This is a genomic window from Novosphingobium sp. PhB165 (genome assembly GCF_004341845.1).
Lineage (GTDB): Bacteria > Pseudomonadota > Alphaproteobacteria > Sphingomonadales > Sphingomonadaceae > Novosphingobium.
Map to the genome: position 1 here is coordinate 1 of NZ_SLVB01000006.1, position 14,914 is coordinate 14,914.

A 14,914-nucleotide genomic window follows, 5' to 3' on the forward strand; every position below is an offset into this window, starting at 1 on the left:
GACGCAACACACGGTGACGCGGGGTGGAGCAGCCCGGTAGCTCGTCAGGCTCATAACCTGAAGGTCGCAGGTTCAAATCCTGCCCCCGCAACCATGTCTCAAAAAAAAAACCCATCCACTCCTAAGCTGTGACACAGCGGATCTCCCAGGTCCGCGCGGTGCACGCTGCCGTATCTCGGATGCTGGCCTTTCCAGTTTGGCTGCTTTGCGGTATCGGCGGGGCTCCCATGCAGAGCAGGTCGCAGGTGCCCCCAATCATGTCCAATTGCGACCTTTGCGTCATCCGGAACCACGCCATTTGCGCGGCGCTCGACGCGAAGGAACTCGAAGCGCTGAATGCGATCGGGCGGACGCGGAGCATCGTGCCAGGTGAATCGCTGATCTGGGAGGGCGAGGATTCGGTCCTTGTCGCCAATGTCATCGAGGGTGTGCTCAAGCTTTCCACCAATACCGAGGATGGGCGCGAGCAGATCGTTGGCGTCGTCTATCCCTCCGACTTCATAGGCCGTCCGTTCGGCGGCACCACCGGCCACGGCGTGACCGCGCTGACCGAGGCCAAGGTCTGCGTCTTTTCGCGACGCGACTTCGACGCCTTCGCGCGCGAACACCCGGCGCTTGAACACAAGCTGCTGGAGCGCACGCTGGGTGAGCTGGATCGCACGCGGCGCTGGATGCTGTTGCTCGGCCGCAAGTCGGCTTCGGAGCGATTGGCGAGCTTCCTGCTCGAAATGGCGGAGCGGCTTGAAGGGCAAGGCTGCGCAGTCGATTTCGATAAGCCGAACCAGCGCCGCCTGACTCTGCCTTTCTCGCGCCAACAGATTGCCGATGTGCTCGGTCTGACGATCGAGACGGTGAGCCGCCAGTTCACCCGCCTCAAGCAGGATGGCGTGATCGATCTGCCCTCACGCCGCGATGTAACGATACTTGATTTTGCGGCGTTGACGGCGGAGGCCGGTTGACCTGCGTTGATGCTGTGAACACGAAAAGGGGGAGCCGATGGGCTCCCCCTTTTTGCGTTTGAGGCGGATGTACCGCTTCAGAAGCGATAAGCGACGCCAGCGCTCAGCACCCAGGGATCGAGATCGTGCCGGGTCTTGAGCGCAAGGGTGCCGTCTTCGTAGAACGAGGCGGTCGGCCGGACCCAGTACTTCTTGGCATCCAGCGAAAGGCCCAGCCCTCGATCGTTCAGCGCGATGTCCAGGCCGCCCTGCAGGGCGAAGCCCAAGGCATTCGACATCCTGACTTTGTCGACGCCGAGTGCCTTGGCGGTGTCACCCGGCTTTTCGTCGATCACGAAGAAGATCGAGGGGCCGGCGCCGAAGTAAGGCTTGATCGGCGTGCCCGTATCGAGGTGGGCTTTCAGCGTGACCGTGGCGGGCAGGATCAACACGTGATCGACAAGGCCGGCACCGGCGATATCGCCCGTTCCGCTGACGTGGTGCTGGGTGAGGCAGCAGATCGTCTCGACCGAGAAGGTCTTGTTGAAGAAGTATTCCACCGCGACGGTCGGCACCACATTGTCATTGGCCTTGGTGCCCACGGTATCGAGCGCCGCCAGCGTGCCGCCGAGGGTCGTGCCCGTGTCGATCGCGGTGATCTTATCGATCTTGCCGTCGGGAAGGACGGCGGTGCCGAGCACCTTGACCTGCCACGCGCCGTCGGGGCTGCCGGCCAGTGCCGGCGTGGCGATTGCAGTGGCGGCCGCGAGCGCCGCAAGCAGGGTCAGTCTGCGCATGTCTTGTGTCTTTCCGTCGCCGCCGGGGCCGCACGGTGCGATCCCCCCTCTTGAGCGGCGACGGCCTCGCCTGTGGATCATCTGGCGCGCGGTTGAATTGATGCGGCGCAATTTCGCGGAAAATCGGATGGTGGAGGCTCGCGAACGCGCTTGATCGAGCGCAATGACGCGCGGCCCATCTCGGACGATTCTCTGGCCGATGTGGACCTATCATCCCAAGCTTCTGGCGGTCCCCGTGCCGCGCTACACCAGCTTCCCCACTGCGGCGGAGTTCGGCGAAGACGTGGGCGCACCCGACTTCGTCACCGCGCTGGAGGAAACGCGGGGCGAGGTTTCGCTCTATGTCCACATCCCCTTTTGCGAGAAGATCTGCTGGTACTGCGGCTGCAACACCAGCGTCGCCAACCGCACCGATCGCGTGGCGGGCTATCTCGACGCAATCTGCCGCGAGATCGTGCTGGTTGCCGAGCGCGTGCCCTCGACCGCGCGGATCGCGCGGATTGCTTTCGGCGGTGGCAGCCCGAACGGCATTTCACCGGTCGACTTCGTGCGGCTTGTCGACAGGCTGACACTGCATTTCGCCGCGTCCAGCCCGATCATGTCGATCGAACTCGATCCGCGGACGTTCAGAGCAGACTGGGCCGCTGTGATTGCCTCGGTCGGCATAAGCCGCGCCAGCCTTGGCGTGCAGACGTTCTCGCCCGCGTTGCAGAAGGCCATCGGCCGCGTCCAGCCGACGCGGATGATTGCAGAGACCACCGAAAGGCTGCGCCGCGCGGGCGTGACCTCGCTCAACTTCGACCTCATGTACGGCCTGCCCGGACAGACGCTGGATGACTTGCGCGATTCGCTGGCACGGACGGTCGCACTTGGGGCCGATCGCATCGCGCTGTTCGGTTATGCCCACGTACCGCACCTCATCGCGCGGCAGCGGAAAATCGACGCCGCCGCGCTGCCCGATGCCGAGGCGCGCTTTGCCATGGCGGCTTTCGGTCACGCGTTCCTTGTGGCCGAAGGCTATGCGCCGATCGGGTTCGACCACTTCGCCAGACCGGAGGACAGTCTGGCGCAGGCGGTAGAGACCGGGCGGCTGCGTCGCAATTTTCAGGGCTTCACCGAGGACCACGCGCCGGTTCTGATCGGGCTGGGTGCTTCGGCGATCTGCCGTTTTCCCTCGCTGCTCGTGCAGAACGAGAAGAACACCGGGCGTTACCGCGCGATACTGGCGCAGGAGCAACTCGCCGCCGGGCGCGGCATCGTGCGCTCGGCCGACGATCGCAGGCGCGGAAAAGTGATCGAGGACCTGTTGTGCCGGAGCCGCGCCGCGATCGACGCGGACTTGCGGGAGGAGGGTTGGCCCTTGCTCCAGCCCTACTTCGCCGCCGGACTGTGCGAGGCGGACGGCGAGTATCTCGTCATCGCGCCGGGCGGTCTGCCCTATGCCCGTTCGATTGCCGCGCGCTTCGATCCCTATCGCAAGGATTCTCTGCGGCGGTTCAGTTCGGCGGTGTGACGCTTTTCACCCTCCTGCCTCGAACTCCACCCCGAACAGTTTCCCCTCGGTCCAGCGCACGAGTCCCCAGACTTCGCGCCCATCGTCCAGCCTTGCCCGCACCGCTTCGTTAAGCGCCGGCGGCTCACCCACGGCGGCGGCGCTGAGGCCGTGCGAGGATATGTCGCGGATCATGATCTCGATCGATCTGCCCGCCGCATCGGTGAGCACGAAATGGGCCAGGTGCGCACGGCGGCGTTCGCGGGGGGTAGGCGTGGGCTTGAAGCGGTGCGCGTCCATATCGGCGGGAGAACGGCCGCAATCGGGAAAAGTTAATCGCGGCTATCCGGTTTTGAGCCGGATCAATGGCAACAGCACCCCTCTCTGCGAAGACATGTCCGCCGGTCTCTCATCGCCGCTCCACTCGCGGTCGGTGAAACCGCTTCTCCCCCAACTCAAAGGGCGGCCCCTCGGGACCGCCCTTTTTAGACCGGCGAAACCCGTGCTCAGCCCCAGGTATCGGTCAGCTTGGTGGCGATTTCGATGTCGTTGAGGAAGTCGACTTCGGCCCAGTTCAGGCCTTCGATCGAATTGGTGCCGACTTTGCCGGTGGGCGCGATCGAATCGATCACCTTGAGGTACCAGTGCTGCACGCCTTCGGGCGTGCGCATGGCCTGCCGCACGGTCTCGCGGAACAAGTCGGCGCCTTCGCCCCGGAAGGCGAGGAAGCCGATCGATTCGGCGTTCGACTGGGCCGCGGTCAGCGTCTTGCCGATGTGGACGAGGCGCCCGTCGGCCGTGCGCTCCACTTTCATGTCGTCGCTGTCATAGCCGTCCTGCTTGACGTCGACGGTGACGGTGATCGGCCAGAGATTGCCGTCCTTGTCGGTCGCGCCCTGCTGCACCTTGTGGACGATCTCCTCCGAAACCAACGTGTCGCCGTTGAGGATCAGGAAGTCGTCGCGCATCGTTTCCCGCACGATCCAGCACGAGCCCAGATTGTCCGCCACCTTGAAGAACGGGTTGAAGCGCACCGTCACGTCGACGCGGGGATCCTTGATCGACTGAAGGTGCTCTTCCAGCATGTCGGTCATGAAACCGGTGACCACGTCGATCCGTTTGACGCCGCCGCGCGCCAGCATCTCGATTTGCCATTCGATCAGCGACCGGCCGGAAAAGTCGATCATGCACTTGGGACGCTCGGCCGTGAGAGGAAGGAGGCGTGAGCCCTGGCCGGCACTGAGAAGAATGGCGTGTTCGATCATGGGTTTCACATTCATGTTCGCGGGGGGGATGGTTCGCATCTAGGGATTGCGGCGTAAAAGGAAAAGGTGCGGCGCGATAAGGAGGCCGCAATGGAGCCTGCAAATGCGGCGCCGTTCACGCTGCGGCAATCGCGATTTCGCGACTGGCTTGCAACTCGTGCTCCCCTCGTTCACATGCAGATTTGATGTCCCCCAAACGCTACCGTCAAGAGAGCCAGTCTCCGCTGGGCCGGATTCTCCAGAACACCGCCTGGCTGCTGGGCGGCAAGGGCGTGGGCGCGGTTTGCGGGATCGGCTACCTCGCGATCCTCACGCGCACGCTGGGGCTCAAGGATTTCGGGCACTTTTCGCTGATTTTCGGCACGGCGCAGGCGCTTGTCGCCATCGCCGGGTTCCAGACCTGGCGTGTGGTCGTGCGCTATGGCAGCGAACACGTGCACAACAAGGACTGGAGCAAGTTCGGCCGCCTCGGCATGCTCTGCGGCGTGCTGGACGCGGTGGGCGCGATCATGGGCTGCGGCATCGCCGCCGTCCTGATCTACGGTTTCGCCCATAAGCTGGAACTCAATCCGCAGTACATGAACGTGGCGTTCTGGTTTTGCTGCGCCTCGCTCTGGGCGCTGGTTTCGGCGCCCACCGGCATTGTGCGCGCACTGCACCGGTTCGACATGGCGGTCTATGTCGAGGCCGTGGTGCCCATTGGCCGCCTTGTCGCGGCGGTGGCGATCTGGCTGACGGGGCCTTCGGTGGGCCGCTTCCTGTTCGCCTGGGCCGCCATCGATATCATCGAAGCGACGCTCTACTGGATCATGGCGCGCCGGCTTGCGCCAACGGCGGTGCGCTTGAAGCACTTCTTCGAATGGCGTCAGGCCATTGCCGAGAATCCCGGCGTCACGCGCTTCTTCATGGTGACCTACGTGGGCTCCACGCTCGATGCCGCGGTGAAGAACGGCCCGCTGCTGGTGGTCGGCGCCTGGGTCGGCACCAAGGCGGCGGGTCTCTACCGCCTTGCCTCGCAGCTTTCGCAGGCGCTCACCAAGCTGTCCTCGCTGCTGACGCGCTCGGTCTATGCCGAAGTGGCGCGCGTGCGCGTGACCTCGCAAGCGGCGGAGTTCCGCAAGCTGGCGTTCCAGACCAGCAAGATTGCCGGGATTGGCGGCATCGTCGTGGTTACCGTGGCGATCCTGCTGGGTAAGGAACTGCTGGCCCTGATCGGCGGCGACGCGTTCGAGAGCGGCGAGGCGATTCTCGTGCCGCTCACGGTCGCGGCCTGCTTCGACCTTGCCAGTGTCGCGTTCGAGCCAGTGCTCCACTCGACCGGGCGCGCGCAGCATTCGCTGGTGGCGCGCCTGATCTCGGTGGTCGCGCTGGCCGTGGGCATGTTCTATTTCATCCCGATGGGCCCCAGCGGCGCAGCCTGGGCGGTCGCGCTGGCCGGCGCCGTGTCCTATCTGGCGATGGGAGCGATGGCCTGGCGCACGCTCTCGCTGATCGAAAGCGATGCGATCCGCGTGATCGACGCCGAGCCGGAACCGGACGAACCCGGCTCGACAGTCGAGTGACGGTCGGTATCATGGGGGCATGTCCAAAGACCTGCTGACCCGCGAAGCCGCCCGCCTTTCCGACCGCATTGTCGCCTTGCGACGCGCGGTCCACGCCGAGCCCGAGATCGGCCTGCACAATCCGAAAACGCGCGACAAGATCCGCGCCGCGCTGGCCCACCTGCCGCTGGAATGGCGCGAAGGGCCGTCGACCACCGGGCTGATGGCGACCTTGAAAGGCGGCGCCGGGGACGGTGGCTGCGTATTGCTGCGCGGCGATACCGATGCCCTGCCGATGCCCGAGGAGACCGGGCTGGATTTCGCCTCGACCATTCCCGGCGTCATGCATGCCTGCGGGCACGACACCCATGTCGCCATGCTGGCGGGCGCGGCGGAGATTCTGGCGGGTCAGGCGGACAAGTTGAAGGGCGAAGTGCGCTTCATGTTCCAACCGGGCGAGGAGGGCCATCACGGCGCCCGCTTCATGCTCGATGACGGACTGCTGGGGGGCGAAGGCTTCGACCGGCCGCTGCCCGATGCCGCGTTCGCGCTCCACATCATGCCCAATGCCCCGCACGGCGTCATCGGCGGGCGCGCCGGGCCGCTGATGGCGGCGGCGGACGAACTGCGCATCACGGTCACCGGGCGCGGCGGTCATGCCTCGATGCCGCATGACACGGTCGATCCGGTGCCGGTCGCCTGCGAGATCGTCATGGCCATCCAGACCATGGTCGCGCGGCGCTTCAGCGTGTTCGATCCGGTGGTCGTCACCATCGCCAAGGTCGAGGCGGGCAGCGCCCACAATGTGATTCCCGATGCGGCAAAGCTGACCGGCACGATGCGCACGCTTTCGGCCGAGAACCGCGCGCGCCTGAAGGACGAACTGCCGAGGATGGTCGCCGGAATCGCCGGGGCCCACGGGTTGACCGGCGAAGTGACGATCCTCGAAGGCTTCCCGGTAACCGTCTGCGATCCGCGCGCGGTTGCTTTCGGGGAAGGCGTGGCTCGGGACCTGTTCGGACAGGAGGCCTTCCGCCGCCTGCCGGACCCGATCATGGGCGCGGAAGACTTCGCCTATGTGCTGGAGAAAGTGCCCGGCGCGATGTTCTTCCTCGGCGTGGCGCCGGAGGGGGCGGACTGGGCCCATTGCTGCGGCATCCACTCGACGCGGATGATGGTCGACGAATCGGTGCTGCCGCGCGGATCGGCCTTCCTGGCCGGCCTTGCGCAGGGCTGGTTGGCGCGCGGCTTCAGCTAAAAGGCCTTCGGGCAGGCGGCATTGCCGCTGCGGTCATTGCCATGACACCGGCTCCTTGCTGCCTAGGCGGCAAGGAGAGCCACCATGATCATGGACCTGGAAACCGATCTGGCATTCGCCGATTTCTTCGCCGCACAGCGCGACGGCAACCCCTACTGGAACGAGAGCGTGTGGTTCTCGCTCTCGGTGCCGTCCCGGCACATCCACGGCCTCATCCAGTACTATTTCCGGCCGAACATGGGCATGCTCAACGGCGGCCCGGTGCTGTGGGATCCGAGCGGACGGTTCCAGTGGAACTGCCTCCACTACGATTGGGCGCACTTGCAGGCCGCGCCTTCGGAAGCCGCCAAGTTCGACATGACGGCGCGCAATTCGCTGTCCTGCCGGATGATCGAGCCGCTGGCGAAGTACAAGCTCGACTATGACAAGGACGGGCTGTTCCTCGACCTCACCTGGACCGCGATCGGCCCCGTCCACCAGCTGAAAACGGGCGATGCGGGCCAGAGCGCGACGGCCGGATTCCATATCGAACAGCCGGGCCGGATGACCGGGACCCTGCGCTGCGGCGCCGAGGAATTCGCGGTCGATTGCCTCTCCATGCGCGATTGCTCTTACGGAAAGCGCGACTACGAATCGCTGGCCTGCGGCGGCTATTTCTGGGGTATTGCCGAGGACCGCGCCTTCCACGCCATCGCCATGGGGGAGGGGACCGAGGGCCGCTCCATCGGCGGGTTCATCTGGAAGGACGGCCGGCTCTCCAGCCTTGTCTCGGGGCGCCGCGAGGTGCTCGAATGGGGCGAACACGGCCCCGCGCGCGCGCTGTTCGAGGCGACCGACGGGCTCGGCCGCACCCTGCGCGCCCATGCCGAGATCGACCCGGGCCTGATCTTCACCGGCTATACCGACCACACCGTCGTCTGGTCGCTGACCCGCTGGGACTGGGACGGCGTGGAACTTTGGGGAGACAATCAGGAGTTCTGCCCCGCCGCCCGCTTCCGCGCCATCGCGCGCGGTGAAATCGCACCGGGAGATCCGGCATGAGCGCTATCACCCCGGGCCAGATCATCGTCGTCAACGGCACTTCGGGGTCGGGCAAGTCGACCGCCTGCGAGCTATTCCAGAAGCGCCGGCAGGACTACTGGCTGCTCTACGGAATCGATCATTTCATGGCCCAGACCCTGCCCGCGCAGTTTGGCCACCACGGACCACGCGCGGCCGAAGGAATCGAGGCGGTGCCGATCGATCCCGCCGATCCGCAGGGCCCGCTGCGCTGGCGCTTCGCCCCGCAGGCGATGGCCGCCTTTTCCGCAATGCATGAATGGATGGCGGCGACTTCGCGGCAGGGCGTCAACGTGATCTTCGACCACTTGCTGATGAGCGATCCGCCGGTCCTGCAAGACCTTGTCCGCCGGACCGAGGGACTGCCGGTGCTGCTGGTGACTCTGAAGCCCCCGTTCGAAGTGCTCGAACGCCGCGTGGCCGAGCGGGCCATGACCAAGCGTATGCCCACCGATCTGCTGGGCGAGGATGCGGTGAACAAGATCGTCGACCGCCTCTCGCGCCTGCGCCCGTGGTTCTTCGAGGAAGTCTACCGGAACACGGTGTCCGATCTGGTCATCGACACTTCGGTCCAGTCCCCGGAAGAGGTCTGCGCCGCGATCGAGGCGCGACTGGCCGAAGGGCCGGGCACCGCGTTCGAGGAATTGCGCCGCCGGGAAGCTCAACGCGCCGCCTAGAAGCCCCGCTCTTTGAGCCAGGCGACGATGGCATCCTGCGCCTCGGGCGCGAACTGGAGTTGGTGGCCGAAACGGTCGAAGGCCACGAAGTGGCCATCGCGCGCCGCTTTCGCCAGAGCCTCGCCCTGCGCGAAAGGGATCAACCGGTCGTCGCGGGCATGTAGCACGAGGACCGGCGCCGCAACGCCCGGCATGACTGTCAGACTCTCGAAGCGGTCGAGCAGCAGCATGCGCACAGGAAGCCATCGGAACATCCTGGCGGCCACATCGGGCAAGCTGGTGAAGGGCGAGACGAGAACCAGTGCCGCGGGCGCATGGTCGTGCGCCAGCCTCGTGGCGACGCCGGTGCCCAGTGACGCGCCCATCAGGATCAGGCTCGGGGCCGTCACGCCTTTCGTTTCCAGAAACGCGCGCGCTGCCTCTCCGTCGCGGATCAGGCCGGTCTCGGTCGGTTTGCCGGGGTTGCCGGAATAGCCGCGATAATCGGCGAGCAGCACGCCATATCCGGCGTCGGCCAGCCGCTGCGTGGCCTTGGCCGCGCCGGGCAGATTGTCGCCATTGCCGTGAAAGAACAGCACGGTGCGCTTGCCGGGCGCCGCCGGGCGCCATGCCGCCGTGAGCGCCAGTCCGTCATCGGTGTGGAGCGTGACCCGCTCGAAACCGGAGGGGGTAGGCGCGGGGTGGGGATGGGCTGGATAGACGATGGAGCGCTGGGTCAGAAACAGCAGCAGCACGGCGGCGAGATAGAAGCCGCCGATGGCGACGATCGCCGTCAGCAGCAGCCGTCTCACACGGCCAACCGGTCGAGCACGTTGTCGCGCCGGGTGTCCTTGAGCAGCAAGGCCGCCACCAGCGAGACCGCGCAGAGCGCCGAGACATACCAGTAAAACCCGCTCTCGTGCCCGGCCGCCTTGAATGCTAGCGCGACGTTTTCGGCGGTCCCGCCGAACAGCGCATTGCCGACGCCATAGGCAAGGCCAACGCCCAGCGCGCGCACATGCGTCGGGAACATCTCGGCTTTGAACAGGCCGCTGATCGAGGTGTAGAGGCTGTTGATGACCAGCCCCGCCAGCACCAGCGCGAAAGCGGGGCCGATGGCCTTGGCTCCGGCCAGCGCGGTGAAGATCGGCACGGTGAACACCGTCGCCAGCGCGGCGAACAGGATGATGTTGTTGCGCCGCCCGATCCGGTCGGACAGCAGCCCCATCAGCGGCTGGAGCAGCATGAACAGCGTCAGTTCGCCCAGCATCAGCATGGTCGCCGTTTCCTTGCTCAGGCCGACGGTGAGCACGAGGTACTTCTGCATATAGGTCGTGAAGGCGTAGAACGAGAGGCTGCCGCCCGCCGTCAGGGCAACGACGATCAGGAACGGGCGTGTCGCCACGCGGAACAGTTCGGCAAGGCTGCCCGCCGCCTCACCGGCGCGGTCCTCGGCGCTGGAAGTCTCGTGCATGTGATGGCGGAACAACACGATGCCGAGCGCACCCGCCGCGCCGATCAGGAAGCCCACGCGCCAGCCCCATGCGGCAAATTCGGCCTCGGTCAACACTTGCTGGAGCAGCACGATCACCAGCGTCGCGCAGAGCTGCCCGCCGACCAAGGTGACGTATTGGAACGAGGACCAGAAGCCGCGCCGCCGCCGTCCTGCGATCTCGCTGAGGTAAGTGGCGGCCGTGCCGTATTGCCCGCCGGTGGAAAAACCCTGCACCATGCGGCCGATCAGCAGCAGCAGCGGCGCGATGATGCCCACTTGCGCGAATGTCGGCAGCACCGCGATCAGCAGCGCGCCGCCGCCCATCATCATGACCGAGAGCACCATGGCGCTCTGCCGCCCATGGCGGTCGGCATAGCGGCCGAAGTACCAGCCGCCGATGGGCCTGAGCAGGAAACCCACTGCGAAGATCGCGCTGGTCGCCATCAACTGCACCAGCTGGTCGCTCTTCGGGAAGAAGGCGGGCGAGAAGTAGAGCGCGGTGAAGGCGTAGATGTAAAAATCGTACCATTCGATGAGGTTGCCCGCCGATCCGGCAAGGATCGCGCGCAACCGCACCGCGTCGCTGATGCTGCCCGGCTTTACCGGGGAGTCCGCAGCGACGGCATCCACCGTCAGGCGCGCGCTTCGTTCACGCCGGCACTGTTGTGCCGCAGCGCCTTCAGCACGGTATCGACGATCTGCGGGGCATTGAGGCCCGCCTCGTCATACTGCGCCTCGGGCTTGTCCTGATCCTGGAAAATGTCGGGCAGGCGCATGGTGCGGATCTTCAGGCCCGCATCGGTCAGCCCTTCGTCGCTCGCCATGGTCAGCACATGCGCGCCGAGGCCGCCGATGGAGCCTTCCTCCACCGTCACCACCACTTCGTGGCTCAGCATCAGCTTGCGGATCAGTTCGGTGTCGAGCGGCTTGGCAAAGCGAAGGTCGGCAACCGTGGCGGAAAGCCCCTTGGCCTCCAGCAGGTCGGCAGCCTTGAGCGCCTCGCCAAGGCGGGTGCCGAGCGAGAGCAGGGCAACCTTCGACCCCTCGCGCACGATCCGGCCCTTGCCGATTTCAAGCTGCTGCGGAACGTCGGGCAGCGCCACGCCTTCGCCATTGCCGCGCGGATAGCGGAAGGCAATCGGGCCGGAATCGTGGAGCGCGGCAGTGTGCGTCATGTGGACCAGCTCCGCCTCGTCGGCGGCGGCCATGACCACCATGTTCGGCAGCGTCGCCAGATAGGTAATGTCGAACGAGCCTGCGTGGGTGGCGCCGTCGGCACCGACCAGACCTGCGCGGTCGATCGCGAAGCGCACCGGCAGGTTCTGGATGGCGACATCGTGCACGACCTGATCGAAGGCGCGTTGCAGGAAGGTCGAATAGATCGCGCAGAACGGGCGCATGCCTTCGGCGGCGAGCCCGGCGGCGAACGTCACTGCGTGCTGTTCGGCAATGCCGACATCGAAGCTGCGGTCCGGGAACTGCTGCACGAACTTGTCGAGCCCGGTGCCCGAGGGCATGGCGGCGGTGATCGCGCAGATCGTCGGGTCGCGCTCGGCCTCGGCGACCAGCGCCTTGGCGAAGATGCCGGTATAGCTGGGCGGACCGGCGGGCGACTTGGCCTGTTCGCCGGTGACGACGTTGAACTTCTGCACGCCGTGGTACTTGTCGGCTGCTTCCTCGGCCGGGGCGTAGCCCTTGCCCTTCTGCGTCACGACATGGACGAGGATCGGGCCTTCGCCCGCGTCGCGCACGTTTTCCAGAACCGGAATCAGCGCGTCGAGGTCATGCCCGTCGATCGGGCCGACGTAGTAGAAGCCGAGTTCCTCGAACAGGGTGCCGCCCATGGCCATGCCGCGGGCGAATTCGTCGGTCTTCTTCGCGGCCAGATGCAGCGGACGCGGCAGGCGGCGGGCGAACTTGCGCGCCAGTTCGCGCAGGCCGAGGAACCGGCCCGAGGAGACGAGGCGCGCCAGATAGGCCGAGAGCCCGCCGACCGGCGGCGCGATCGACATGTCGTTGTCGTTCAGGATCACGACCAGACGATTGCCGGCCTGTTCGGCGTTGTTCATCGCCTCATAGGCCATGCCCGCGCTCATCGCACCGTCGCCGATCACGGCGATGCCGCGGCCGGGCCTGCCCTGAATCTTGTTGGCGACGGCAAAGCCGAGCGCGGCCGAGATCGAGGTGGAGCTGTGCGCGGTGCCGAACGGATCGTATTCGCTTTCCGAACGCTTGGTGAAGCCCGAAAGGCCGCCACCCTGGCGCAGCGTGCGGATGCGGTCGCGGCGGCCGGTCAGGATCTTGTGCGGATAGGCCTGGTGGCCCACGTCCCAGATCAGACGGTCCACCGGCGTGTCGAACACGTAGTGGATGGCCACGGTCAGTTCGACCACGCCCAGACCGGAGCCGAGATGTCCGCCCGTCTGGCCGACGGCGGAAATCATTTCGGCGCGAAGCTCGTCGGCCAACTGGCGCAGCTGCGCGGGCTTGAGCTTGCGCAGGTCGTCAGGCGTATCGACGGTATCGAGAAGCGGAGTTGCCGGATTGGCTGTCATGGTCTTGGTTTACACACGAGTTGGTCTGGTGTCGAATTTTCCGCTGCGCATAGGCCGCGAATAGTCCAAGATACAGAGATTCCCGCAGGAGGTCCCGATGAATCTCCCTTCGAATCCGCTGAGCCGATCGAATCCCATCGCTTTCGTGGCCACCGCCGACCGCGATCGTGCGCGGGCTTTCTATGCCGAGACGCTGGGGCTTCCGGTGCTGGCGGAGGACGATTTCGCCGTGACGTTCCGGATGGGAGAAGGGGGCACGACCATGCGGCTGACGGCCGTTCCCGGCCACCAGCCGCTGCCGCACACGGTGCTCGGCTGGGCGGTGGACGATGTGCGCGGCGCGGTCGCCGCGCTTCGGGGCAAGGGCGTGACTTTCAATGTCTACGAAGGCTTGGGGCAGGATGCCGACGGTATCTGGCAGGCGCCGGGCGGCGCGCGCGTCTGCTGGTTTCCCGATCCCGACGGTAACGTGCTGAGTCTCACGCAGTTTTGAGCTGGGCGGGGCTGGTGTGGCCGGCGCGATCGTGACATGAACCGGCTCCCCCCAACCGAGGAGCTATCCTTGTCGCTTTCCATCCGTCCCGCCACCGTTGACGATCTTCCGCAGCTTTCCACCGTGATGGACGCCGCCATCGGCGAATTGCAGCAGGGTTTCCTCGATCCCGAGCAGATCGCATCAAGCCGCGCGGTGATGGGGCTCGACCGCCAGCTGGTCGAAGACGGGACTTATTTCGTGGCGGAAATCGATAGCGAGATCGCCGGATGTGGCGGCTGGAGCCGGCGCGCGACGCTCTACGGCGGCGATCACAGCGCCGGCCTGCGTGAGCCGCGCCTGCTCGATCCCGCCAGTGAGGCGGCGCGGGTGCGGGCGATGTACACGCATCCGGGTTTCGCGCGGCGCGGTGTCGGTCGGGCGCTGCTGTCGCACTGCGAGGAACGCGCCCGTGCCGAGGGATTCACCACCTGCGAACTGATGGGCACGCGCTCGGGCGAGCCGCTCTACCGGGTGGCGGGCTATGAAGTGATCGAGCGGATCGAGGATTCCACCGGCGGCGCTCCGGTGCCGCTGGCCCGGATGCGCAAGGCTATTTAGCTCAGCTACAGGCGGCGCAAGTGCCGCGCAGTTCCACCACCGGACGGACGTCGGCGAAACCGGCCTGCCGGGCGGCTGCGACCAGCGCGCCGGTCAGCTTGTCGTCATCGATGTGCACGGCCTGGCCGCAGACGTCGCAGATCAGGAAGATGCAGTCGTGCTGGCAGCCGGGGTGGCTGTTGGCCAGATAGGCGTTCGCGCTTTCGACGCGGCGGGCAAGGTTGGTGCGCACGAAAAGGTCGAGGATGCGATAGACGCTGTTCGGTGCGACCCGCTTGCCGCGCAGCGCCGAAACGCTTTCGGCAAGGTCATAGGCGGAGGCGGGGCGTTCCCGTTCGACCAGCGCGCCGAACACGTCCGCGCGCATTTCGGTCCACTGTTCGCCCGCTTCGAGAAGCGCGGCGCGAGCGGCTTCGATCAAGCCTTTGCCGGAATGTTCGTGATGATGGTGCGCACTAGCCATGCTCCCCATATGGGGGCTTGGCGGCGCAGGCGCAATCCAAAGGTCGGGCCGAACGCTCGGCCCGAAGGTCTCTCAGCGCTGGACCGATGCAGCGTGCGCGGGCGGCACGATGTTTTCGGACAGCGTGTGATGGCCAAGGCCCATCACGCCGAACACCAGCAATGCACCGCCGCCGAAGCCGAGGGCGAAGAAGCGGTAGAAGTCGGCCTTGAAGAGTCCCATGATCGGTGCAGCTGTCCAGTGGTTCACGAATTTGCGTGCGGCCCCCTTGAGCCGATTCGCCTTGCCGTCCAGTGAACGTG

General features: G+C 66.0%; 16 protein-coding genes and 1 tRNA gene. 9 read left to right on the forward strand and 8 right to left on the reverse strand.

Features of this window, described 5'->3' with window-relative positions; all coding sequences use genetic code 11:
• Positions 1–17: 17 nt before the first annotated feature.
• Positions 18–94, forward strand: a tRNA-Met gene (locus EDF56_RS17025).
• Between the two features lie 163 nt (positions 95–257).
• Complete coding sequence (locus EDF56_RS17030) at positions 258–959, forward strand: Crp/Fnr family transcriptional regulator (protein WP_132389644.1); 702 nt, start codon at positions 258–260, stop codon at positions 957–959.
• Positions 960–1,036: 77 nt separating this feature from the next.
• Here EDF56_RS17030 and EDF56_RS17035 read toward each other — a convergent pair whose 3' ends face one another.
• Positions 1,037–1,735 (reverse strand): OmpW family outer membrane protein, encoded by a 699-nt coding sequence (locus tag EDF56_RS17035; protein WP_132389647.1) that lies wholly within the window; start codon positions 1,733–1,735, stop codon positions 1,037–1,039.
• A gap of 199 nt (positions 1,736–1,934) precedes the next feature.
• Here EDF56_RS17035 and hemN point away from each other — a divergent pair, with 199 nt between their 5' ends.
• Entirely contained in the window at positions 1,935–3,248 is a 1,314-nt protein-coding gene (gene hemN / locus EDF56_RS17040) for an oxygen-independent coproporphyrinogen III oxidase (protein WP_132389649.1), read from the forward strand.
• A gap of 6 nt (positions 3,249–3,254) precedes the next feature.
• Here hemN and EDF56_RS17045 read toward each other — a convergent pair whose 3' ends face one another.
• Positions 3,255–3,527, reverse strand: coding sequence for a PilZ domain-containing protein (locus EDF56_RS17045; protein ID WP_132389651.1), 273 nt, complete (start codon positions 3,525–3,527; stop codon positions 3,255–3,257).
• A gap of 206 nt (positions 3,528–3,733) precedes the next feature.
• The gene (locus tag EDF56_RS17050; RefSeq protein WP_132389653.1) at positions 3,734–4,492 is read right to left on the reverse strand and encodes a phosphocholine cytidylyltransferase family protein; all 759 of its coding nucleotides are present in this window, start codon (positions 4,490–4,492) and stop codon (positions 3,734–3,736) included.
• 185 nt (positions 4,493–4,677) lie between these two features.
• Between EDF56_RS17050 and EDF56_RS17055 the strand changes: the two genes are divergently transcribed.
• The 4 genes from EDF56_RS17055 (at position 4,678) to EDF56_RS17070 (ending at position 9,027) form a co-directional block, all read left to right on the forward strand.
• On the forward strand, positions 4,678–6,054 hold the full coding sequence (locus tag EDF56_RS17055; protein WP_132389655.1) for a lipopolysaccharide biosynthesis protein: 1,377 nt from the start codon (positions 4,678–4,680) through the stop codon (positions 6,052–6,054).
• Positions 6,055–6,073: 19 nt separating this feature from the next.
• Positions 6,074–7,291, forward strand: a complete 1,218-nt coding sequence (locus EDF56_RS17060) for a M20 family metallopeptidase (protein WP_132389657.1) — start codon at positions 6,074–6,076, stop codon at positions 7,289–7,291.
• Positions 7,292–7,375: 84 nt separating this feature from the next.
• Complete coding sequence (locus tag EDF56_RS17065; protein ID WP_132389659.1) at positions 7,376–8,332, forward strand: hypothetical protein; 957 nt, start codon at positions 7,376–7,378, stop codon at positions 8,330–8,332.
• Positions 8,329–9,027 carry an AAA family ATPase gene (locus EDF56_RS17070; RefSeq protein ID WP_243652663.1) on the forward strand — a complete coding sequence of 233 codons (699 nt, stop codon included), beginning with the start codon at positions 8,329–8,331 and terminating at the stop codon, positions 9,025–9,027. Before EDF56_RS17065 ends, EDF56_RS17070 begins: the two co-directional genes overlap by 4 nt.
• Here the strand turns inward: EDF56_RS17070 and EDF56_RS17075 are convergent.
• From EDF56_RS17075 to dxs, 3 genes are read right to left on the reverse strand one after another with little or no spacing between them, the layout of a single operon-like run.
• Positions 9,024–9,818: an alpha/beta fold hydrolase gene (locus EDF56_RS17075; RefSeq protein ID WP_165912232.1), complete on the reverse strand. Its 795-nt coding sequence runs from the start codon at positions 9,816–9,818 to the stop codon at positions 9,024–9,026. The two genes, EDF56_RS17070 and EDF56_RS17075, sit on opposite strands and share 4 nt — an antisense overlap.
• Positions 9,815–11,131 carry an MFS transporter gene (locus EDF56_RS17080; protein ID WP_132389663.1) on the reverse strand — a complete coding sequence of 439 codons (1,317 nt, stop codon included), beginning with the start codon at positions 11,129–11,131 and terminating at the stop codon, positions 9,815–9,817. The genes EDF56_RS17075 and EDF56_RS17080 overlap by 4 nt, the downstream gene beginning before the upstream one ends.
• A 2-nt stretch (positions 11,132–11,133) precedes the next feature.
• Positions 11,134–13,056, reverse strand: a complete 1,923-nt coding sequence (dxs, locus tag EDF56_RS17085; protein ID WP_132389665.1) for a 1-deoxy-D-xylulose-5-phosphate synthase — start codon at positions 13,054–13,056, stop codon at positions 11,134–11,136.
• A gap of 97 nt (positions 13,057–13,153) precedes the next feature.
• On the opposite strand from dxs, the gene EDF56_RS17090 reads away from it, so the two are divergent.
• Both EDF56_RS17090 and EDF56_RS17095 read left to right on the forward strand, forming a co-directional pair.
• Positions 13,154–13,549 carry a VOC family protein gene (locus EDF56_RS17090; RefSeq protein WP_132389667.1) on the forward strand — a complete coding sequence of 132 codons (396 nt, stop codon included), beginning with the start codon at positions 13,154–13,156 and terminating at the stop codon, positions 13,547–13,549.
• Between the two features lie 36 nt (positions 13,550–13,585).
• Positions 13,586–14,149, forward strand: coding sequence for a GNAT family N-acetyltransferase (locus EDF56_RS17095; protein ID WP_132389669.1), 564 nt, complete (start codon positions 13,586–13,588; stop codon positions 14,147–14,149).
• A gap of 1 nt (position 14,150) precedes the next feature.
• Here EDF56_RS17095 and EDF56_RS17100 read toward each other — a convergent pair whose 3' ends face one another.
• A complete protein-coding gene (locus EDF56_RS17100) occupies positions 14,151–14,612 on the reverse strand; it encodes a transcriptional repressor (RefSeq protein ID WP_132389671.1) in 462 nt (153 codons plus the stop codon).
• A 72-nt stretch (positions 14,613–14,684) separates the two neighbouring features.
• Positions 14,685–14,861, reverse strand: a complete 177-nt coding sequence (locus tag EDF56_RS25990) for a hypothetical protein (RefSeq protein ID WP_165912229.1) — start codon at positions 14,859–14,861, stop codon at positions 14,685–14,687.
• Between the last annotated feature and the right edge of the window lie 53 nt (positions 14,862–14,914).